Annotated in this window: 16 protein-coding genes; 11 read left to right on the forward strand and 5 right to left on the reverse strand. The window is 44.2% G+C overall.

Annotated elements, in window-relative coordinates:
• Positions 1-65 precede the first annotated feature (65 nt).
• Entirely contained in the window at positions 66-503 is a 438-nt protein-coding gene (locus ACN6MV_RS09900; RefSeq protein ID WP_375102481.1) for a MarR family winged helix-turn-helix transcriptional regulator, read from the forward strand.
• Between the two features lie 104 nt (positions 504-607).
• Here the strand turns inward: ACN6MV_RS09900 and ACN6MV_RS09905 are convergent, their stop codons facing one another.
• A complete protein-coding gene (locus ACN6MV_RS09905) occupies positions 608-1210 on the reverse strand; it encodes a GNAT family N-acetyltransferase (protein WP_375102482.1) in 603 nt (200 codons plus the stop codon).
• 258 nt (positions 1211-1468) lie between these two features.
• Here ACN6MV_RS09905 and ACN6MV_RS09910 point away from each other — a divergent pair, with 258 nt between their 5' ends.
• From ACN6MV_RS09910 to ACN6MV_RS09955, 10 genes are all read left to right on the forward strand, one after another.
• On the forward strand, positions 1469-5227 hold the full coding sequence (locus tag ACN6MV_RS09910) for an alpha-L-arabinofuranosidase C-terminal domain-containing protein (protein WP_419886252.1): 3759 nt from the start codon (positions 1469-1471) through the stop codon (positions 5225-5227).
• Between the two features lie 259 nt (positions 5228-5486).
• A complete protein-coding gene (locus ACN6MV_RS09915) occupies positions 5487-6008 on the forward strand; it encodes a serine O-acetyltransferase (protein WP_076120016.1) in 522 nt (173 codons plus the stop codon).
• Positions 6009-6118: 110 nt separating this feature from the next.
• A complete protein-coding gene (locus ACN6MV_RS09920; protein WP_042126098.1) occupies positions 6119-7954 on the forward strand; it encodes a UbiD family decarboxylase in 1836 nt (611 codons plus the stop codon).
• A 149-nt stretch (positions 7955-8103) separates the two neighbouring features.
• Entirely contained in the window at positions 8104-8652 is a 549-nt protein-coding gene (locus ACN6MV_RS09925) for a GNAT family N-acetyltransferase (protein ID WP_231574109.1), read from the forward strand.
• A 505-nt stretch (positions 8653-9157) separates the two neighbouring features.
• Entirely contained in the window at positions 9158-10585 is a 1428-nt protein-coding gene (locus tag ACN6MV_RS09930; protein WP_419886736.1) for a family 43 glycosylhydrolase, read from the forward strand.
• Between the two features lie 58 nt (positions 10586-10643).
• Positions 10644-12896: a glycosyl hydrolase family 95 catalytic domain-containing protein gene (locus ACN6MV_RS09935; protein WP_419886253.1), complete on the forward strand. Its 2253-nt coding sequence runs from the start codon at positions 10644-10646 to the stop codon at positions 12894-12896.
• Between the two features lie 177 nt (positions 12897-13073).
• A complete protein-coding gene (locus ACN6MV_RS09940) occupies positions 13074-13319 on the forward strand; it encodes a carbohydrate-binding protein (RefSeq protein ID WP_042126104.1) in 246 nt (81 codons plus the stop codon).
• A 27-nt stretch (positions 13320-13346) separates the two neighbouring features.
• On the forward strand, positions 13347-14861 hold the full coding sequence (locus ACN6MV_RS09945) for a glycoside hydrolase 43 family protein (protein WP_042126106.1): 1515 nt from the start codon (positions 13347-13349) through the stop codon (positions 14859-14861).
• 406 nt (positions 14862-15267) lie between these two features.
• Complete coding sequence (locus ACN6MV_RS09950) at positions 15268-16785, forward strand: carboxylesterase/lipase family protein (protein ID WP_419886254.1); 1518 nt, start codon at positions 15268-15270, stop codon at positions 16783-16785.
• 17 nt (positions 16786-16802) lie between these two features.
• Positions 16803-17591 carry an alpha/beta hydrolase gene (locus tag ACN6MV_RS09955; protein ID WP_419886255.1) on the forward strand — a complete coding sequence of 263 codons (789 nt, stop codon included), beginning with the start codon at positions 16803-16805 and terminating at the stop codon, positions 17589-17591.
• A gap of 112 nt (positions 17592-17703) precedes the next feature.
• Here ACN6MV_RS09955 and ACN6MV_RS09960 read toward each other — a convergent pair whose 3' ends face one another.
• From ACN6MV_RS09960 to ACN6MV_RS09975, 4 genes are all read right to left on the reverse strand, one after another.
• Positions 17704-19467, reverse strand: a complete 1764-nt coding sequence (locus tag ACN6MV_RS09960; protein WP_419886256.1) for an extracellular solute-binding protein — start codon at positions 19465-19467, stop codon at positions 17704-17706.
• Positions 19468-19510: 43 nt separating this feature from the next.
• On the reverse strand, positions 19511-20479 hold the full coding sequence (locus ACN6MV_RS09965; protein ID WP_197069768.1) for a carbohydrate ABC transporter permease: 969 nt from the start codon (positions 20477-20479) through the stop codon (positions 19511-19513).
• On the reverse strand, positions 20476-21207 hold the full coding sequence (locus ACN6MV_RS09970; protein ID WP_341111759.1) for an ABC transporter permease subunit: 732 nt from the start codon (positions 21205-21207) through the stop codon (positions 20476-20478). Before ACN6MV_RS09970 ends, ACN6MV_RS09965 begins: the two co-directional genes overlap by 4 nt.
• 942 nt (positions 21208-22149) lie before the next feature.
• Entirely contained in the window at positions 22150-22914 is a 765-nt protein-coding gene (locus tag ACN6MV_RS09975) for a helix-turn-helix transcriptional regulator (RefSeq protein WP_419886257.1), read from the reverse strand.
• Between the last annotated feature and the right edge of the window lie 5 nt (positions 22915-22919).

A 22919-nucleotide genomic window follows, 5' to 3' on the forward strand; every position in this document is an offset into this window, starting at 1 on the left:
GTAGTACTATTATATAGAAGAAAAATTTCATGAATAGTTATACGCTCGGGAGATGAATAAGATAGATGGACAAAATGAGTAGCAATGACCTGATCACGAACTGGTTGACGTTAACACATATACAAATGAATGTGACGAATGAATTAGAAGTTAATTTGCAAGCGAATCATGGATTATCTTTAAAAGAATTTTATTTGCTGTTATTCCTATCAGAAGCCCCAGAGAAAAAGTTGAAATTGCAGAAGCTCGAAGCTATGGTGGGGTTAAGCCAGAGTGCGGTTTCCCGATTGGTTAGCAGGTTTGAAGCCAAGGGCTGTGGAGCTTTAGAGAGAAAAGCATGCGATGATGATCGCAGAAGTATTTATACCTCCCTAACCTCCATTGGTGAGGCCAAGCTCATCCGTGCACAAGAAACCTTTAAAGAGACGCTAATGACGGCATTCCCGGAAAAAGATGTGGAACAGCTTCTTGCGCAAATGCTTCGCATGAAGCAACAATCTTGAATCAACACAAAAAACCTCTGTTTTGGTAAATGGACCGTATTCTCCATTCCCATACAGAGTTTTTTTGCGTGTGCCGTAATCTATTAAAAGTGTGCCAGCATTCATTAAGCCTTCTCTTGCCAGTGCCACTTAGAAAGCTGGTAATAATTATGAATTTCATTTTCAATCATAATTTCATTCATTAAGTCGAAGTCACATTTTTGTATGACTCTATTAGAGGGTGTATTGTGTACCAGAGCAATAGCGTTTAATACATCGGTAGATGTGTGCTCAAACAAATACTTAATTAACCCCTTGGCAGCTTGTGTGGTATATCCTTTGCCGCGATGATCCTTGGATATGGCATACATGATTTCTCTGTTCGGAGCGGGTAATTCATCCTTCATTCCTGTACAGCACCAACCGATAAACTCATTCGTCTCTTTTAAAATAATGCCTAAACGAAGACGAAGCTCCCCGATATTTCCATCCGCTGAGACCGCTTGTAGAAACTGTTGGTTTTCTTTTATTTCATAGTTTATTAACCAATCTAGCCGTTGTTCTTTAGGGACATTCCAGTCGGGCAGAAATTCTATGATTTCAGGCTGCGTGGTAAGTGCGTGAAACTCGTCTAAATCCTCCACTCTAAACTCTCGTAACAGGATGTCTTCACATTCAATTGTAAATAAATCGCGTTTTGTTGATTCGAAACCTACACGGTTATTCATATTTCATCTCTCCTTCATACATTCAAATTCATTTTATCATGAATAAAAGGGGCTATTTGGTAATCTTTAATTATAAAAATAGTTTTCTTTTATTTCACACAAATATTAATTAGTTAATATATTAATTGATTATAAAGTATGTTATTATGTTTCGTATAAAGAGTGAATGACCCGCGAATGGGTCGGTTTTGTTGTAGTAATTAGTAGAATAGTTAGACTTTTATGATTTCTAATACAAAAGATGACAGGTGATCTTCTATGAACAATGGCAACAGTAACAAATTTATTAATGGTAATTTGATAGCGCATTATAAGTTTGATAACCCCGATCATGTGGGTCAGGATTGCTCAGGGAATGGGAATGATGGAACCGCTTTAGGGACTAAACTGCCAATCATTCAGACTGTAGCAGGTAGAAGAGCTGTTTCGTTAGCGGGTGGAGAACATGGCACATCCTATATTTCGTTGCCGGATGATCTTCTTAAAGAAGTCAGCGACCAAACGGGTATTACTGTCTCGACTTGGATGCATGTAAGTACTGGTGGGAGCTTATGGGAAAGACTGTTCGATTTCGGCAAAGGCGAGACAGGACCCTATATTTTTTTAACGAGAAATTTCCGGGGAACTTGCTTTGCAGGAGAAGATTTAGTCGCAGATCCTGGGAGATCCTTTGCTGCTGGTGAATGGGTGCATGTCGGCTTTACAGTGACAGGAACAAAAGGTGGAACACTTAGCAGTGCGGGACCTGTAATTTATGTAAATGGTGAGGTCGTTGCAGATGGAATGATCAGTCAGACTTCTAGCGGTACATATGCTAAGTTACGTGCGTGGTTTGCTACATTTGAGGACCAAATAAATTATAGTAACAATACGATCGGCAAGTCCCAGTACGCTGCAGATGTAGATTTTGGCGGCTCTCTCTCGGACTTCCGTGTATATAAAGCGGGATTAACGCAGGACGAAATCATTGAGATTATGTGTGAATCTTTGACAGATGAAGAGATCGTTAAGCTTGCAAAAGATAAATACTTAACCTTTACAAGCTCGATCATCACCAAAGATATCGAATTGCCAGCTTCGCTCATGGGTGGAAAAGTTGACGTATCCTGGGTATCTAGTGATTCTGCTATCATTTCTGATAAGGGTGCCCTGAATAAAGCCGTCCAATCTGCTCAAGGCGTAACGCTTACTGCGGTTTTGAAAAAAGGTAACAGTACAGTAGAAAAGAGCTTCACTGTGTCTGTACTTCCAGAAGGTGTACCACCTTACACCTTAACAATCGATGGAAACCATGAGATTTTGGATGTTAGCGAAGTTCTATATGGCCTTTTCTATGAGGATATTAATAATGCGGCAGATGGTGGGATTTATGCAGAGCTAGTGCAGAATCGTTCCTTCGAGTCTTTTGCTTTTGACAGTTATTCGCATGTATGTGGTGTGCATGGGACTTCAACGGGTAGAAATTATACGCCTCTGCATGCTTGGTCTGGTGACACAGACAAAATGAAGGTTCACAATACAGGTGGATTAAACGATTTCTTCGGAATCGAAGATAAAGATATGAACGCCCATTATGTGACAGTGGCGGATGGCGCCACTATTAATAATAGAGGGTTTGCGGATTCCAATCAGCACTGCTCGATGTTTATTAAGAAGGATGCTAAGTATAACTTCACGATTTGGGCGAAGGCTGAAGCAGCAGGTACTATCACCCTACAATTGCTCGACAAAGACGGAAAAGCTATTAGTGATACTGCGGTAGTTGAGGTGAACGGTGACGGTAACTGGAAGAAATATGGTGTCGATTCTAAGCTTATATTAATAGGATCTGAAACTGTACTCGGTCAGCTGGCTTTAACTTTTAACGGTGAAATTTCTATTGATATGGTCTCCCTAATGCCGGAAGATGTTTGGGGCGCTGGGGAAGAGGAGCGTTCTGCTACAGCTCATGCTAACTATAAAGGGAATTCGAACTATAGATTGAGAAAAGATTTAGTGAATGCACTCGTTGATCTTCATCCTACATTCTTGCGTTTCCCGGGGGGATGTATTTCTGAAGGTTCTCACATTTGGGAGAATGTGTACGATTGGAAAGAGTCTGTCAACGATATTGAGCTTCGCAAAGAGAACTATAATGTATGGGGCTACATGATGACCATGGGTCTTGGGTATATGGAGTACTTCCAATTAGCAGAGGATTTGAATGCAACTCCACTGCCAGTTATGGCCTGTGGTGTACTGTGTCAAGCTCGTTCGGATTATGCGAATCCAGCTGGCGGTGCGTTAAGAGATTATTATGTGAAGAACTTTACGGATCTGATTGATTTCGCGATTAGCATGGATTTTGACAATAACGAGTGGGCCGCTTTGCGTAAAAAGATGGGCCATGAAGCAGCTTTTGACCTGCGTTATTTGGGCGTGGGGAATGAAAACTGGGGTACAGAGTTTTTTGCCAACTTTGAGTATTTCAAAACAACGATTGATGAATATATGGTAAAGAACTACCCTGATCATGAACTGACCATTCTTTCTACGGTTGGAGCACAAGCAGATGATGATGCTTACCAGCAAGGCTGGAAATTCCTAAGCGGAAATCTGCAAGGCTCGGAACAGATCAGCTTCACGGACGGAACATCGAGCATCGAAGAGACGGTTACCTGGTATGAGAAGCAAAAGAACTACATGGATACGATTGCGGATGAGCATTACTACCGTTCCAACGAGTATTTGTTAGAGAATGCGGATCGATACAATTACTATTACAGAGCATATAAAGAAGACGGCAGCTTGGACGAAGCTGAAACTTCTAAGGTTTTTGTAGGTGAATATGCTTCCACAGATAAAAACACATTGGCAGGAGCAATTGCTGAGGCGGCGATCATGTCCAGCTTCGAGAATAACTCTGATGTGATTAGACTGGCTGCAACGGCACCTTTGTTCAATAAGGTACTGACAGATGGCACTTATAGATGGACACCGGACTGCATTTGGTTTGATGATGAAACCGTTTGGTACACACCGAACTATTATGTTCAACAGCTGTACGCTAAATATCTCGGCACCAAAGTGGTTGGCACATCATTCTCGACATATCGCAACGGTGAAAAGGTAGACCTTATTCCTCACGGTGGAATTGAAGTGGCTGCTGGAAAAGCATCTGTGATTGTGAAACGAGTGAAGGTTACTTCGAATACAGATGGCAGCATTTTGTTCGAACAAGATTTTACACAGCCGCTGCATGAAGCTTGGAAAGTTATTCCTGGCTCTGCAGGATATACGATTGATCCTTCCAAAGGTTTAGTCTTGAAGGCGCAGAATAGCGGATTGAACGGATTGTACATTCTTAATGACGCGTGGACTAATTATCAAGCTGAGGTTATTGCTGAAAAAGCTTCCGGCGAAGATGGCTTCTATGTAGGCGCAGGTCTGACAGACATCTCACCAGAAAATAAAGACGTAATCGAATATGCGATTGGGTATAATGGCGATGCTACCGGCGTGAAGGTATTCAAGCAAGGGATTGAGGCTTATACACTCGGGGATTATTCCTCAAGTACCGCAGCCGGTAACCTAAGAGCTAGCTGCTATGAAGAGCTAACGGATCATACGGAATATAGCATCACTGTTAATTATGGTGGAGCAGATGGTAAGCATTTGATTTGCTCTTATACAGATGGCAAGACGACAAGTAAGGTGCTTGATTATAAGCTCGAAGCGTACAACAGAGAAGTATACAATTCCGTTACTAAAGATGATAAGCATCTCTACGTGAAGCTTGTGAATGCGGATCGGGTAGAGAAAGCAACGAAGCTTAATCTGAAAGGCTTAAACGTAGCTACTACCGGTAAATGGATTACTTTAACCGGTGATGCTTCGCTGGTTCACACACCTAATGTAAACAGAAAAAATGATGAGAAGGTTACTCCAGTTGAAATGAAAATCGTGTTTGATAAAGACACTGCAATTGTAAATCTAGCTGCTCATTCTGTGAATGTGATTGTTCTGGACCTTATTTAATAGAAAAGATAGCATTCAGCGCGCGCCGATATTACCTCGGCGCGTGTTGTTGTTTAGTAAGGCTTGTAATCGGTTGATGTTTATATAGGGAGAACTGTCCACTTCTTGATGAATCTCTGAATCTAACTTACACTGGTGAAGGTATTATCACTCGAATGACACTCCATTCTACGATCCTCCCAGAATTTTTTCTCTACTCAGCTGCTTTCATTTCACGAGAATATAGTTCTTATCTTGCCCTTAACAGGAGGACGATACAATGATGAAATCATTCAAAACGGACTGGAAAGTAAATCTAAAAAATCCACAAACGATTATGGCTTTGTTTACTTATCGTTTTGGAAATTGGGTGTATTATCGGGTGAAAAGTGGCCTGATCCGCAAACCTTTGTGGCTCCTATATCGAATAATGGATGTGCTGTTTGTTCGTATTATTGCCAATGGAGAGCTTCATGCGGAGGCTCAAATTGGTGATGCGCTTCATTTACCGCATGGATTAAATGGGATTATTATTAGTCCTAAAGCGGTGATTGGCAATAGCGCTACTATTTTTCATCAAGTGACCATTGGAGGGAGAAATAACTTAGGCGAGCCAGTGATTGGAGACAGAGCGTTTATTGGAGTGGGCTCTAAAATTCTAGGTCCGGTTACGCTGGGGAATGATGTTAATATCGGAGCTATGTCTGTCGTGGTTAAGGATGTACCGGATAATGCTTCGGCAGTAGGAATTCCTGCTAGAAATATTTTGCGAGATGAACCCAAACCTGAGAATACAAGATAACAGCAGGGTGTCCTAGTACATAGGGAATCGCTTTATTTTAATAAGTTACAGGGTATAATTAAAGCATCCAAGAAATCTTGTAATAACCTTCTAGAGATCGGAGTAATGAAATGAAATATAGCAATTTAGAAGAGTGTGTTAATGATTTAGAGAAGCATGGACATTTGATTCGTATTCGTGAAGAAGTTGACCCCTATCTGGAGATGGCCGCGATTCACCTGAAGGTCTATGAAGCCGGTGGGCCTGCATTATTATTTGAAAATGTAAAAGGTTCGAAATTTCGTGCCGTATCTAACCTCTTTGGAACGATTGAGCGCAGTAAGTTTATCTTTCGGCGTACTTGGAACTCCACACATAACGTAATTGCACTTCGTAACGATCCTATGAAAGCACTTAAGAATCCTTTTAAATATGTAGGGACAGGATTATCTGCGAGAAAAGCATTGCCTATCAAAAAGCCAGGGGGTCTGCCAAGTGGTTTTGAGGAAATTAACATTTCTGATCTTCCGCTGATCACACATTGGCCGGAGGATGGCGGCGCTTTTGTTACCTTGCCGCAAGTGTATTCCGAAGATCCGGACAAGCCGGGCATTATGAACTCCAATCTGGGGATGTACCGTGTTCAATTGAATGGTAATGATTATGAACTCAATAAAGAGGTTGGCATTCATTATCAAATTCACCGCGGTATCGGTGTGCATCAAGAAAGAGCCAATCGAAAAGGTGAACCGCTTAAAGTGAGCTGCTTTATCGGCGGACCTCCAGCTCATACGTTATCTGCTGTAATGCCTTTGCCCGAGGGAATGAGTGAGATGATCGTGGCAGGCTTACTTTCGGGACGTCATTTTAGTTATAGCTATGTGGATGGGTATTGCATTAGTAATGATGCGGATTTTGTAATTACAGGGGAAATCCATCCTGGCGAGACGAAGCCGGAGGGACCTTTTGGCGATCATTTAGGCTATTACAGCTTGGTTCACCCTTTCCCAGTCATGAGAGTACATAAAGTGTACGCTAAAAAGAATGCCATTTTCCCCTTTACGGTTGTCGGTAGACCGCCACAAGAGGATACTGCATTTGGTGAGTTAATCCATGAACTAACGGGTGGAGCTATCCGCCAAGAAATCCCGGGCGTTAAAGAAGTTCACGCAGTCGATGCTGCGGGCGTTCATCCCCTTTTATTTGCGATTGGCAGTGAACGTTATACACCTTATCAACAAGTGAAGCAGCCAGCGGAGATTCTTACGATCGCGAATCGGATTTTGGGTACGGGCCAGCTTAGTTTAGCTAAATTCTTGTTTATTACAGCCGAAGAGAAACAACCTATCAGCACACATGATGTTGAGGATTTCTTGACGTATATCCTAGAGCGCATTAATCTTCGTAGAGATATTCATTTCTATACGAATACAACGATTGATACCCTTGATTATTCCGGTACAGGACTAAACAGCGGAAGTAAGGTGATTTTCGCTGCGGTTGGGGAGAAGAAAAGAGAGCTATGTACAGAGGTTCCTGACATACTTGAACAACTACAGGGATTTGGACATGCAAAGATGGTGATGCCGGGTCTCGTGGCGCTTCAAGGCTCTAAATTCACTACTTACGCAGAAGCAGCGCAGGAAATGAACAAGCTTAGCGAAGCGATTCAAGAACAGGGAGCACTCCCATCTTGTCCGATGATTATTGTATGTGATGATAGCGAGTTCTTAAGTGATAGAATTGAGAATTTTCTATGGGCGACGTTCACACGTAGCAATCCTTCTCATGATATATATGGTGTGAACAGTTCAACGGAGTATAAGCATTGGTCATGTGATAACGTGATTATTGATGCGCGTGTAAAACCTCATCAAGCGCCACCATTAATTCCGGATCCAGCGGTTCAAAAGCATATCGAACGATTATTTGCTCCAGGTGGCAGTTTAAGCGGAGTAAAGATCTGAAGTCGTTGCATCGACCTCCTTGGGAAACCAAGGGGGTTTTTGCATTTATATGTGATGATTTTACTCATATGAATGTCTATGCTCTCGTAGTAAGGTTGAAGATAATGAATTGTTAATATTCACCATTTCTAATTGGGGACGTGCTCTAAATGAATGTTATGGAAACTGAACGGCTAGTGATTAGAAGGTTCACAGCAGAAGATGGACAGGACCTGTATGACTATTTATCCAAAGAAGAGGTTGTACTGTATGAACCCCACAAAGTATTCAATGCAGAGGAATGTAAAGTAGAGGCACTCCGGCGCTCAATGGATTCCGCTTTTTGGGCGGTATGTCTGAGATCTACAGGAAAAATGATTGGAAACTTATATTTTCAGGAGAGCGAGCCAAATACTTTTGGAACATGGGAGTTTGGCTATGTATTTAATTCTGATTATCAGGGTAGCGGATATGCCACAGAAGCTTGTAAGCATTTATTATCTTATGGATTTGAGCATATAAAGATGAGACGAGTGATTGCGAATTGCGATCCGAATAATACGCGCTCCTGGAAGTTACTTGAACGATTGAGACTTCGTAGAGAAGGACATTTTAAGCAGACCGGTTATTTTAAATATGATAGCAATGGTGATCCGATCTGGCATGACACTCTTTCGTATGGCCTGCTTAGAAGTGAATGGGTAACTATGAACGAATAACCTATCGTCGTAATCTCATTTGGATGTAAATAGGGTAAATAGGTGAGTAAGATTTACTCGCCTATTTACTGATTGAAAGTTTAAATGTATAAACGCTGTTTTTTAAAAATGTTCATAGTGAAACCTTCTCCGTCTTCCCATTTATGCACACAGGTGCGAAAAATGATTTTCGCCTGCTCGGAATAGTTGACCTGTTCTGTGTCAGCCTCTTCTGACATTCACTTGAATTACAGAACATCAGCTAAATCTTAGGAAAGATCAATGTTAAGTGTCTTTATGTCATGGACTTTGTTCAGGGTGCTTCTCTATACTGTAAGGGACAATCTGTGTATGGGGGATGTTTTTAAGAAAGAGAGCACAATTATATGTAACTTGCAGTCTAAACACGCAAAATGAAATGGACTACGAGTTCCTCGGCAGTCAAATTGAAAGCGGTTAAATCTATAATATTCTATTCGGAAAGATCTATTGCATGAAAACTAAAAAATGACAAGGGTGAAATATGATGGCAAAAAAACAAGGGTTAAATCCATATCTCCCGTCTTGGGAATATATCCCTGATGGTGAGCCGTATGTTTTCGAAGGAAGAGTTTATGTGTATGGCTCGCATGACCGTTTTAATGGACACGCTTTTTGCTTGAACGACTATGCTTGCTGGTCTGCGCCGGAGGACAATCTGGGCGATTGGCGGTATGAGGGTGTAATCTATCAGACAACAGATGATCCGCTTAACCGTGAAGGAAGCATGTGTCTATACGCTCCCGATGTCAGCATTGGACCCGACGGGAGATACTATCTTTATTATGTACTTGACAAGGTTCCCGTAGTATCGGTGGCAGTTTGCGATAAGCCAAGCGGCAAGTATGAATTCTACGGTTACGTTAAATATGCCGATGGAACACGCCTTGGGGAAAGAGAAGGAGATGAACCGCAGTTTGACCCAGCCGTGCTGACCGAAGGAGAGAACACTTACCTGTATACCGGATTCTGTGCTTTCGGGGATGAATCCAGACACGGTGCAATGGCAATGGTGCTGGGCCCGGATATGCTCACGATTATCGAAGAGCCTGTATTTGTTGCACCGAGTCAGCCTTACAGCAAAGGAAGCGGATTCGAAGGCTATGAGTTCTTTGAGGCCCCTTCCATCCGCAAAAGAGGAGATACCTACTATCTTATCTATTCCTCTATTTCTATGCATGAGCTATGCTATGCGACCAGTAAGCATCCAACCCAAGGCTTTAAGTACCAGGGGGTCATCGTAAGTAATTGCGATCTTCATATTGATACATACAAGCCGGCGGACCAGCCCATGTATTATGGCGGCAATAATCATGGCAGCATTGTGGAGATCAATGGGGACTGGTACATTTTTTATCACCGGCATACCAATGGAACGGCATTTTGCCGGCAGGGCTGTACCGAGAGAATTGATTTCCTCGAGGATGGTACGATTCCCCAGGTAGAGATTACATCCTGCGGTTCGAACGGAGGACCACTCATGGGACGGGGGGAATATCCGGCATACCTGGCTTGTCATTTGTTCTGCAAAGATCAGGAGATGTATACGGGAGGCTTCGGTCGTATTGGAGCATGGATGGACAGCCGGTTTCCGAAGATTACCCAGGACGGCAGAGATGGTGACGAAGAAATCGGTTATATTGCCAATTTGACGGATTCGGCTACCGCCGGGTTTAAATATTTTTCATGCGAGGGAGTCACCAAAGTCAAAATCAAAGTGCGCGGATATTGCCAGGGAGCGTTTGAAGTCAAAACGTCGTGGGACGGACCGGCACTCGGACGTATACCGGTAGACTTTACAAATGTATGGAAGGAATACTCAACTGATGTGGCTATACCTAATGGTGTACAAGCACTGTATTTTACGTATATCGGTAATGGTGCTGCCAATATGGCCTCATTTACTTTGGAATAACATACGGCCTATTTGGAATGTTGATTTCATAGTAGAAGATTAAAGGAGTATACCAATTATGATAGATACTGGATACAGTCAGCGATTGTGGTACAGCCAACCTGCAGGAGAGTGGAACGAGGCTTTACCGATAGGTAACGGGCGGCTCGGTGCCATGTTTTTTGGAGGTACGGCCAAAGAAAAATTGCAGCTAAATGAGGATTCCGTATGGTATGGCGGCCCGCGTAACCGCAATAACGAGGACGCTCTGCCTCATTTGCCCGAGATTCGCAAACTGATTATGGCGGGAAGGTTGGGGGAGGCTGAGGAATTGGCAGCGATGTCGATGGCAGGGCTGCCAGAAGCCCAGCGGCACTATTTGCCGCTGGGTGAATTGCTTCTATCCTTTGGCAACCACGGGCAGACTGCGGAAGACTACACGAGAGAGCTGGATTTGGAACAAGGTGTTGCCCGAATCAAGTACCGAATCGGAGAAGTGAACTATACTCGGGAAATGTTCGCTAGCTTTCCGGATCAGGCCATTGTCATACGTATTGCCACTGACAATAAGGATGGAATGTCCTTAAAGGCGAGATTCACTCGCCATAACTGGAGATATCTGGAGAAAACTAAAAAATGGAAAAATAGCGGTCTTATTATGAGTGGTGATTGCGGCGGAAAAGGGGGCAGCTCTTTTGCCGCTGTCCTGAAGGCAGTCACAGAAGACGGTCTCTGCCGTACCGTTGGGGAGTATTTGCTTGTGGATGGGGCGAGCTCGGTTACAATGCTACTTGCTGCAGGAACTACGTTTCGCCATTCCGATCCGGACCTTTACGCTAAAAGACGGCTGCAAGAACTGAGCCAGGTTCCTTATGAAGAGCTGCTAGCCCGCCATACCGCAGATTACCGCAGCTTGTATGGACGAGTTAAGTTGAAGCTGCCAGAGAATCTGCCTCAGGCTGGATTACCGACCGACAAGCGGCTGAAGCGATTTCAGAAGGGGGAGGAGGACAATGGTCTAATAGTGACCTATTTCCAGTACGGTCGCTATCTCCTAATTTCCTCCAGTCGTCAAGGCTCATTACCCGCAAATCTGCAGGGGATCTGGAATGACAGCTTTACTCCGGCATGGGACAGCAAGTTCACGATCAATATCAATACGCAAATGAATTATTGGCCTGCAGAAATCTGCAACCTGGCTGAATGTCATGAGCCTTTGTTCGATCTGGTAGAGCGGATGAGGGAACCGGGGAGGGTTACGGCCAGGGTCATGTATGGTTGCCGGGGATTCACGGCGCATCACAATACGGATATCTGGGCAGACACGGCGCCGCAGGATACCTATTTGCCGGCGTCTTTTTGGCCGCTGGGTGCCGCCTGGCTGTGCCTGCATTTATGGGAGCATTATCGCTTCAATCAGGACCGCTATTTCCTGGCGCAGGCGTACGAGACAATGAAGGAGGCTGCACAGTTTCTGCTTGATTATTTAATAGAAGATGCCGAAGGCCGACTGATTACGTGCCCTTCCGTCTCTCCTGAGAATACCTACAAGTTGCCTAACGGTGAGTCTGGAGTGCTCTGCGTTGGGGCTTCAATGGATTTTCAAATTATAGAAGCACTGTTTGGCGCATGCATCCGCAGTGCGGAAATTATCGGCGTGGACGAGGCGTTCCGCGAAGAATTAACTGAAGCTCTGGAAAGGCTTCCCGAACCACAAATCGGAAAGTATGGCCAGATTCAGGAGTGGATGGAGGATTATGAAGAGGTGGAGCTGGGACATCGCCACATCTCTCATCTTTTTGCGCTTTATCCCGGCGACGCCTTCAACTCGGAGAATACGCCGGAATTGGCTGAAGCTGCTCGAACAACACTGGAACGCAGGTTAGCGAACGGTGGTGGCCACACTGGCTGGAGCCGAGCTTGGATTATTAACTTTTGGGCCAGATTAAAGGATCGGGACAAGGCCTATGCCAACGTCCGGGCTCTTTTGCAACATTCTACGCTTCCTAACCTGCTTGACAATCATCCTCCGTTTCAGATTGACGGCAATTTTGGGGGAACGGCAGGCATTGCCGAGATGCTGCTGCAAAGTCATACCGAAGAAATCAAGCTGTTACCTGCATTACCACAAAGCTGGAGTGAGGGAAGCATTAAGGGTCTGCGGGCAAGGGGAGGATATATCCTCGATTTTGCCTGGAAGGAGGGGCTAGTTACTGAAGCGGTTGTGACTTGTACAGTTTCTGGACCTTGCCGTATAGATGCTCCCGGGCTTGCTCCCGTTTCGTTCACAGGACAAGCCGGGTGTTCCTATACATTCATGTCAAAGGGATAAATAGGATGTAAACACTAAGACTGTTCAAATGTCATTACAATTGAATCAAGCAATCGGAAAAGTGCCACCAAATGGTAATTCTCTGGTTGCAAGTAGATATGGGGCCGATCCGTATGCCTTGGTATTTGGAGACCAGGTGTATCTGAACATGACTAATGACGCGCTGGAGTAGGTGCGGTGGCATTCAGTGCTTCTGTCATAAGCTTAGAGGGCGGCGGGACCATTGAACTGTATCTGGATGACCCGGCAGGTCTATTCATTGGTTCGCTGCCAGTTCCGGCTGCTAATGGTCCGGAGCAACAGCTGGAATTAAGGACAGAGATTAGCGGAGCAGTTGGGATTCATGATCTGTATCTGGTGTTTAAGGGTAACACGGGGTCTGAATTATTTAAGCTGGACTCATGGAGATTTATAGAGAAATAGAGGGATTCATCCTAAGGGGGAACTACTGTGAATACCGCTACAATAACTAATCCTATAATGTGGGCAGATGTTCCGGATGTTGACGTCATCCGAGTTGGTCCTATATTCTACATGGTCAGCACGAGTATGCATTCCATGCCGGGCTGCCCGATTATGAAATCGGTTAATTTGAAAGATTGGGAACTTGTGAATTATGTATATGATACCTTTGAGGATAACGATGCCCACCGGTTGCTGGACGGTAAAGGTATTTACGGAAAGGGTTCTTGGGCGGCATCGCTCCGTTACAAGGATGGGGTATTTTACGTTTGTTTTTCCTCGAATGACATGGACCGGTTATATATTTACCGCACAGAGGATATTGAACATGGAGTATGGGAGCGTTCGGTGATACCGGGGCTTCATCATGACCCTGGCTTGCTATTGGATGACGATAACCGCAATTATGTGATTTATGGTAATGGTGATATCCGTATTAAGGAGCTGACTGAAGATCTTACGGCACTTAAGCAGGGGGGAACGGATCAGCTGCTGCTCGAAGGTGAACGTAAAGACATAGGTTTGCGCATCGAGGGCTGTCATGCTTACAAGCGGAACGGTTATTACTATTTGTTCTTTATTGAATGGCCGAGAACCGGAAATCAGCGTAGACGTCAGATTTGTTATCGGTCTTCCGAACTTCTAGGCCCCTATCAACGAAAAATTATTCTGGACGATGATCTGGGCTATCATAATAACGGTGTAGCGCAAGGAGGGTTTGTTGATACCCCATCTCAGGATTGGTATGCTGTATTGTTTCAGGATCATGATGCTGTCGGACGGGTCCCTTGCGTGCTTCCTGTGAGATGGGAGAACGATTGGCCTGTCATCGGAGACGACGATGCCTCACTTCGTGCTTTTGAGACCAGGCTTCCAGTTGCGGAGCCGAAGCCGCTTGTAATCAGTGATGAGTTCAACTATGAGACTAATCAGTTGGCTCTGAACTGGCAGTGGAATCATAATCCGGATAATTCACTATGGTCTGTTACTGAGCGTCCGGGATATCTGCGAATCCGTACGGGTCAAATAGCAGATAGTATCCTGAGGGCGCGTAATACACTGACGCAACGTACGGAAGGACCTTCTTGCAGCGCGGAGACGCTGCTGGTGCTCTCAGGAGTCCAGCCCGGCGACCGTGCAGGAATGGTGGCGCTGCAGAATGAGTATGGTACCGTAGGAATTGCAGTCGATGAGCTAGGCCAATTTAGCGTTAATATGTGTGTGAACGACGGTGAAGGTTGCGAGGAGATCGTGGAGAGTATTGTATTCACCAGTCAACAGATCTATCTTAAGATTGATTTCAATTTTGAAGATAGTCTCGATCAGGCAAAATTCTTCTATTCGGAAGACGGAATAGCCTGGAAGAAGATTGGACGTGCGCTCCAAATGAGGTACACGCTGGATCATTTTATGGGGTACAGAATTGGATTGTTCAATTATGCGACCCACAATGCGGGCGGTTATGCCGATTTCGATTACTTTCATTATATTCGACAGCATTAAGCACGGCTTACGGATATGTGCAGGACTAAGGCATTTGAATTGTTACAAACGTCAAAGGGCGGCCATTCTGTGGCCGTCCTTTGCGTACTAATAGTAGAGGCTAGTCCCTATTAATGTCAGTATTGAAAGTGAAGGGTACTCTTCCGTTTCTTTGGATAGATCAATTAAAGGTCAGTAAATATCATTGTCTGAGGTTTAGGATTTCTCTATAATTTATATTGTATGTAAGGGAATTTAGACAGTATTCCAAAGGGAATCAATGAAATAAGAGTCTATGCTTATTAGAAATAATCAATTCAGAAGTGAGAGTGTTTATTCCTAGTACCACATTTACGCTAGAATGAATTCCATTAATTTTTAAGTGGATAAAAAAGTAAGCGCTTTTACTGTGAAGGAGGAATAAAGGATGTTAAGAGTAGTGCGTGTTGAAAATGGTATCGTGCAAGGACTGCCGGCGGCTGATCCCCGTATTACCAGCTTCAAGGGAATTCCATTTGCAGCCCCACCCGTGGGGGAGAACCGCTGGCGTGCACCCCAACCTGCTCAAGACTGGGATGGAATTTTGAAAGCACATGATTTCGCCCCTACTTCCATGCAGGCCCCGACCGTCATAGATGTGAATAATATTTATACCCGTGAATGGGCAGTTGATCCCGATCTTCCAATGGACGAGGACTGTCTATACCTGAATGTCTGGACACCTGCCGTTAGTGCCGATGAGAAGCTTCCTGTTTTTGTATGGTATTTTGGCGGAGGACTTCAGGTCGGCCATACGGCCGAAATGGAGTTTGACGGCGAACGCATTGCCCGCAGGGGGGTAGTCGTTGTAACCGTAAATTACCGCTTGAACGCGTTTGGCTTCCTGTGCCATCCCGAGATTACTGCGGAATCGCCTGAAGCTCCCGCGAATTTCGGACATTTGGATCAGCAGGCAGGCACGCAGTGGGTGAAGCGCAATATCGCTGCTTTTGGCGGAGATCCAGAGCAAATCACAATAGGCGGACAGTCTGCGGGTGGTGGAAGCGTGCTGAGCCAGCTGACCTCCCCTCAGAATGCCGGATTATTTCAGCGGGCCGTTATTATGAGCGGAATCATAACACCTCTGTATCCAAATAATCCGGTACCCCCACGTAGCCTTACTTTTAAGGATGCTGAAGAGGATGGCGCAGCTTTTTTTGAATACTTAGGATTGTCGAGCTTGAAAGAGGCACGTGAGCTGGATGCAGTCTATCTCCGTGATAAAATACTTGAATACGGAAAGTTCTGGGGAACGGTTGTGGATGAGAAGTATTGTATCGGTAATCCATTTGAGCTCTTTGTGCAGGGACAGCAGCATAAGGTGCCGATTATGCTCGGAAATACAGTCTCCGAGTTCTTCAGTGTTCCTGATGTACGCAGTGTAGAGGAATTCAGAGCCATGGCTGTGGAATTGTTTGGAGGCGAAGCAGAGGAGTACCTTAAGCTATGCGGCGTTGAGTCAGGGAATTTGGAAGAAATAATTAAGAAAGCTTCCGTGAGCCATATTGAATATGCAGCCCGTGTTGCCATCAGGTCAAGCAGCGTCCCAATGTATTATTACAGCTTTGATGCAGAGATTCCGGGCTGGGATGATCCTGGTACCTTTCATTCGGTGGATCTGTGGTTTCATTTCGAGACACTGGCCAAATGCTGGCGGCCCTTTGTCGGCAAACATTATGATCTTGCCCGCCAGATGTGTAATTATCTTGCCTATTTCATTACTTCAGGTAATCCGAATGGCAAGGATTCTACCGGTGATGACATGCCTCTCTGGAATCTCTGTACGCAGGAAGCACCATATGGCATGGTTTATGCAGACAAGGCAGAATTTGTAGAATCTCCTCCTGGTGAAGTAATGCAATTTCTGGTCGAGCATTATTTCAAGCAGCAGTCTATTTATGTATAAGAGAGGAATGAGCAGAATTGAGCGAGAGTCAGCAGAAATATAAGATGCAAAATACGCCTGAGGGATACGACAAGGAAAGGGAAGGCATTGCCCGGGGTGTGATGCAGACGATAGAGTATCCCTCAACAACGCTAGGTAATACTCGGAAGGCAATGGTCTATACACCGCCCGGTTATTCCACTGAGAAGGAATACAGCGTTTTGTATTTACTGCACGGGATTGGTGGAGATGAGAATGAGTGGTACACTCACGGCAAGCCTCAGGTTATTCTAGATAATCTGTATGCTGATCAAATGTTGAAACCCATGATCGTCGTTCTTCCCAACGGGCGAGCGATGCTGAACGACCGGGCAGAAGGAGATCTATTTGCTTCGGATAAGGTGCAGGCGTTCGAAACATTTGAATCGGATTTGCTGCACGATCTTATCCCTTACATTGAAGAAAATTATTCAGTCCTGACTGACCGGATGCACCGTGCTATTGCCGGATTATCCATGGGTGGAGGACAATCCTTGAATATCGGTCTGAACAATCTGGACCGCTTCGCCTGGGTCGGGGCTTTCTCCCCGGCACCCAATACGAAGATGCCCGAGCTGTTGGTCCCGGAACCGCATAAGACCGCAGAACTGCTCAGTCTGCTCTGGCTATCGTGCGGTGATCTGGATAGCCTGAAGAACGTCAGCGACCGGACACATACTTATTTGTCACAGTATTCCATGCCACATATCTGGGTAGAGGAAAATGGCGACCATGATTGGCCGGTCTGGAAGAACGGCTTATATCAGTTCTCCAAGCTCATATTTTAACTCAATGTCTACAGGATACCCGCTGCTTGCAGCCGTATAAGACAAATAGGGACGTTCAAGCAGACCTGATCTGGCTGTTTGGAACGTCCCTTATCTTTGTTGTAGCAACGATTTATTGGCTAGCAACTGCTTCCGTACGCAGTTTAACGATTTTTTGTGCTCTTTCTGTATCCATAGCAATGACATCATTCCAACCGAGACCGACCACATCACTCTTCAGCTTATTCCAGAGCTGATCGAATTCTGCTTGATCTTTGGCAAATATCATTTTCCAAGAGGTGTTTTTAACATAGTCAGAGATCTGGCTTCGTTTATTCTTAATATCCGACGAATCTGACCCGAGACTTGTATTGATATTTGGCACAATATCGATCATATTGTTTTTCTGATAGTACTCCGTCGGGGTGCTCGCATTATAAGTATTCTGCCATTCCTTAGTTAGAGTAGTCTTATTGGCCTCGATGGTTGAGCTCCAATAATTGTTGTTGTAAAATTCACCTGTTTCCGGATCTACTACAAAATCGCTCATAATCATAGTATTGATCTTGCTCTGCCCGTCTTGATATCCTCCGCCTCCGTACTGTTCAGGAACGGGGGTATTTTCTTGGAATGCGATTTGTCCTACTTCAGTCAGCTTAAACTTGCCATCAGACATTTTTTCATAATTGAAGCCTTCAAATCCATTGGTATAGTAGCGAAGACCTTCAGGTGATACTAGCCAATCCATGAATTCAATGATTCTTTCAGGATTTTTTGCTTTTGAACCAATAGCAAATACTCTTCCGTTTCCGAAGTAGGCATCGCTATTCTGGATAATGTGGGTATCGGCGATCGGAACGGCAACATTACCGTCACCTTTAGTGCCTCTTTCAATGGTGTTGTAGAAGCCTCTTTGCCAGGAATACCATAATAGTAGAACCTGTTTATCGGTCAGCTTTTCAGCGACTTTATTCCAATCCTGGGTTGCCGAGTCAGGGTCAACCAGCCCCATCTGATTGGCGTCATAATAGAATTGGAGAATTTTCTTGTACATACTGTTGTCGTCAACGAGCGGAACGATATCGCCTTTTGCATTCAACTGAATGGTCGAGGTTCCGTCCGGCTGCTCATAGCCATACCAGTTGCTTAACCAACGAACGTTTTCCATACTTCCATTGTCCCAGTCCTTCCACAGGGTGATCGGAACAATCGCTTTTCCTTCCGGTGTCTTTGGGTATTTCTCCTGCATCTGCTTTAGTGCATTCAGCAGATCTGTCAGATTGTTCAGCTTGGGAGATCCGATTCCCTTGTAATAATCCCAAGGCATAATCGGACTGGAGTAAGGGATTTCTTCTGAGTATGTTGTTGGGGAAGTGTCTGATACAAAAGTGGGTAAAGCATATATTTTACCTTCAGGATTTATACTTTCGAACGCTGCATTAAAGGGCTTGAAGTGATTGTCCACATATTTGGACAGGTACTCCGTATTTTTGATCCTATCCGTCATATCCATAATCATACCCGCCGGAATTAACTCCTCCAGCTGACTGTTATCAATGATAAGGAGGTCTCCCAAATCTCCCGATGCTGACCTTGTCTTGTATAGCTGATCACCGGCAACCTGTGGAGACAGAATATTTAAGGTGATATTGAACTTATCCTTAATTAGTTTTCCGTACCATCCGGTCTGCTCTCCCTGATAATTTGCTGCGTTGTTAAACACGGTAATCGTCAGCGGCTTGCTATGATCAATTCCTCCACCCGGATCGGAAGTCTCGGTTGCTGTACCTGCATTGTTGGCATTGCTGCTGCATCCGCTGAGTACCGCCGTTCCAAGAAGAAGAGCGGTGCCAAAGATCAGCATAGACTTTCTTGCCAGCTTACTATGTTTATTCATTTACAGCCCCCCAAAAATGATTAATTAATCATAATCGTGCAAATTAACCCTTGACTGCGCCAATGATAATTCCTTTTACAAAAAATCTTTGGAAGATCGGATAAACAAGCAAAATAGGTGCGACAACGATGATAGTAACTGTCATACGAATGGATGTGGTGGTTTGCTTGGTGGATAGACTGGCCATGGCGGTTGATCCGGCATTTTGCAAATTGACCATGGTAGATAGGGAGCTGGCTTGATTGATGTAGTTATACAGAATAAACTGCAAACTATACAATTTGCTGTCCGTAACCAGCAGTAGTGTGTCCTGAAAGGCATTCCACTGGTCCACTGCCGAAAATATAGCGACTGTAGCCAATATCGGTTTGCTGATAGGTAAGATAACCTTGTAAAAGATCGTTATAATCCCGGCACCGTCAATGCTGGCTGCCTGCTGCAATTCCTTCGGCGTTGATTCCACAAACGTTTTTACAAGAATGATAAAAAAAGGAGCTACAATAGCCGGCAGAATGTAGGCAAGGAAATTGTTAGTCAGATGCAGGGATCTCATGGTCAAATACCAGGGGATAATGCCGGCATTAAAAAACATCGTAAGAATGGTAAACCGATACCAGAATTTTTTCCCCCACATATCCTCCTGGGCAAACATGAATCCCAAAAAGGCAGAGGCCCCGACTGTCAAAAGTGAGCCTATTACCGTTCTCCCCAAAGAAATGACAAATGCATTCCATAGTCCAGGGATCTTAAATACGTCAATATAATTCTGGAAGTGGATCCCCTTGGGCCAAAACACAATTTCACCCTTGGCGCTGAGATCGTTGGCGCTGATGGTATTAATGATGATCGAGTAAAACGGATATACACAAACAAAGGCAAAGAGAGTAAACAGGATATAAATGGTAGCCGAAATCATTTTATCGGTTGTTCTGACCTGCATTTTAGTTCTTCTGGAGAAGTTCCGCTTATTTTCTTTGGCCTTCGGAGAAAGTCCAGTCTGGTTGTCACTCATACAATGCCCTCTCCTCTAAACAATTTGGACAGCCCGTTTACGGAAAAAAGAAGCACAATGCTAATCAGACTTTTCAACATACTGATAGCGACGGAAACGGAATAGCTGCCGCCTCCCATGGCTAGATTGTATACATATAAATCTAATACCTGTATGGACTCTTTGTTGAATGCATTCTGGAAAACAAAGTATTGCTCCAGTCCATTGTTCAGGAAGCTGGCAATCTGGAGCATCAAGAGTACAAAATAAGTCGGCAGCATACTTGGCAAAGTCACATGCCTGATAACCTGCATTTTTGTTGCACCGTCAACGTAAGCCGCTTCATACAGAGACTCATCAATGCTCATAATTGCTGCTATATACAAGATGGCCGACCAACCTAGTGATTTCCATGTAATCCATACCCACATAGTAATCCAGACATGGTCCGAGTTCTGAAGTAAGAGTACAGGAGAATCAATAAGTCCCATCTGGCTCAAAAAGCCGTTGACGACGCCTTCACTTGAGAACATAGAAAATGCCAGGGAATATACGAGGACCCAGCTGATAAAGTTTGGAAGAGTGGTTACTGTCTGTATAAATTTGCGAAAACGCACGGCTTTGATCTCTGTCAGGAAAATTGCAAAAAACATGGGAAGCCATGAGAAAAGGATACTCAGCCCGCTTATGCCGAACGTGTTTTTGATGACCTGTAACAGTTGATCAACCTTCACCTGATTTTCTACCAAGGAGCGAAACCACTTGAGACCGACAAAAGGCGCTTGTGATAGCGGGATCGGCGGCATATAGTCAAAGAATGCATAAACCCATCCATAGAGTGGGTAGTATGCAAAAACAGCAAGTAAAACCATAAAGGGCGAGATATAAAGAAATTTTCTAAAAGAATTGCTCCTCATGCTGTGACTGCGCATCTTGTCACTCCTTTTTGTGAAATCAATGCGTTTAAACGACCAACTTTGAGGTCCTCCCCCTTTCATAAACTAGACATACTTCAACTTGAAGATGGCTCCTGATGAATGGTGAATTCTTCAATCCCTTTTATTGATAACGCTTACATAACATAAAACCATAATAAATTAACAGTTCTCTTCAAACAATGACCTATCCTCACCAGTTATTGATCTATTGTTAGATGGAACTTAAAAAAATTAAAATTTATATATTTTGAGACCTAATTTAAATTTTTTCGAACTTCTGAGCAAAAATTCCAAAGGACGCTCTGTCCCGTGAAGAAGAAAAAAAACTGCCCATTCGCTGACAACAAGTTGTGTATAGCTCTAGCAACATCAATCATTGATATGTTCGAATAACAACTCGGATTGAAGCCACCCGTGGGATGGAACTCATGGAATAGTTTTGAAAATGAATTTTAGGATGCTGATTTACTGGCAGAATGATATGGATATGTTCGTGGTTGGGATGTACGGGGAGCAACAGCAATTTTATCGGGAGCCAAATTGACGGTTGCAACGATGTGGAGTACAAAACACATTTCTCTTTATGGAGCATGATGGGATTATCCCAGAATTGCAGCGACATTTCCCTTTGATCAACGGTCAGCTTAAAGAAGTCTATATCAACGTCTCCGTCAGTATAGACTATCTTGAGGACTAGTTTTCAAAGAAAAAGTAGAAAGTAGTGTGATATTTCTTCACATTTCTCTTTCCGCTTTAACCCCTTGCATACTTCTGGTAGTTTCTCGGCGTATGTCCGGTCAATTGTTTGAATTGCCTGCAGAAATGCTCCACATTTTGATATCCGCACCGGGAAGCGACTTCAGCAATGCTTTGAGCATTGTGAATTAAGTATTCTTTTGCCATACGGATTCGGCTGTTGATAACGTCATCCATGCAGGAGATTCCAAACGTTTTTTTGTAGATGTTCTGAAGATAACCAGGACTGATTAGAAGAAAATCCGCCATCTTCGAAACTGTCCAGTAATCGCCCGGGTTAGTTTGAATAGCTGTACGCAGTTTCAGTAGTTTGTAGTATTGAGGTGTAATATCATCTTGGAAGTAGGATTCCCATAGTTTGTTGAACAACGTCCGGAGTAAATAATCGACGGAAGATTCTTTACAATCCCGGTTAAAATTATGCTCGACGACAAGCAATTCAAACAACTTGTGGCAGTAGTCCGGATCACTCAGGGCAAAGGGAACCCCAAGCGGAAGGGGAGATTCCGTAATATAAGGTTCATTGGATTCGAAGCGGATCCAATCATTGATAAAATGATCAGCGCAGGCCCGATAATAGACTTTTTGTAATGGACGATAGAGGATTGCGCTGTGAGCAGGGTATTCCTTGAACCCGCCATTTACCCAGAATTGCGCTGGGGTCTTGGTGATTACAAGAAGCCAGTGATAGCCCACAGGAACATCTATAACAAAATTGCTCGCGTGTGTAGTATTGTACTCAACATAATGAATAAGGGCCATCTTTT

Source organism: Paenibacillus sp. B-A-8, assembly GCF_048572915.1.
Lineage (GTDB): Bacteria > Bacillota > Bacilli > Paenibacillales > Paenibacillaceae > Paenibacillus_AQ.

Excerpts from the sequence above, each read along its gene's own strand:
- ACN6MV_RS09900 (WP_375102481.1), top strand. The coding sequence starts at position 66 with ATGGACAAAATGAGTAGCAATGACCTGATCACGAACTGGTTGACGTTA.
- ACN6MV_RS09905 (WP_375102482.1), bottom strand. The coding sequence starts at position 1,210 with ATGAATAACCGTGTAGGTTTCGAATCAACAAAACGCGATTTATTTACA.
- ACN6MV_RS09910 (WP_419886252.1), top strand. The coding sequence starts at position 1,469 with ATGAACAATGGCAACAGTAACAAATTTATTAATGGTAATTTGATAGCG.
- ACN6MV_RS09915 (WP_076120016.1), top strand. The coding sequence starts at position 5,487 with ATGATGAAATCATTCAAAACGGACTGGAAAGTAAATCTAAAAAATCCA.
- ACN6MV_RS09920 (WP_042126098.1), top strand. The coding sequence starts at position 6,119 with ATGAAATATAGCAATTTAGAAGAGTGTGTTAATGATTTAGAGAAGCAT.
- ACN6MV_RS09925 (WP_231574109.1), top strand. The coding sequence starts at position 8,104 with ATGAATGTTATGGAAACTGAACGGCTAGTGATTAGAAGGTTCACAGCA.
- ACN6MV_RS09930 (WP_419886736.1), top strand. The coding sequence starts at position 9,158 with ATGGCAAAAAAACAAGGGTTAAATCCATATCTCCCGTCTTGGGAATAT.
- ACN6MV_RS09935 (WP_419886253.1), top strand. The coding sequence starts at position 10,644 with ATGATAGATACTGGATACAGTCAGCGATTGTGGTACAGCCAACCTGCA.
- ACN6MV_RS09950 (WP_419886254.1), top strand. The coding sequence starts at position 15,268 with ATGTTAAGAGTAGTGCGTGTTGAAAATGGTATCGTGCAAGGACTGCCG.
- ACN6MV_RS09960 (WP_419886256.1), bottom strand. The coding sequence starts at position 19,467 with ATGAATAAACATAGTAAGCTGGCAAGAAAGTCTATGCTGATCTTTGGC.
- ACN6MV_RS09965 (WP_197069768.1), bottom strand. The coding sequence starts at position 20,479 with ATGAGTGACAACCAGACTGGACTTTCTCCGAAGGCCAAAGAAAATAAG.
- ACN6MV_RS09975 (WP_419886257.1), bottom strand. The coding sequence starts at position 22,914 with ATGGCCCTTATTCATTATGTTGAGTACAATACTACACACGCGAGCAAT.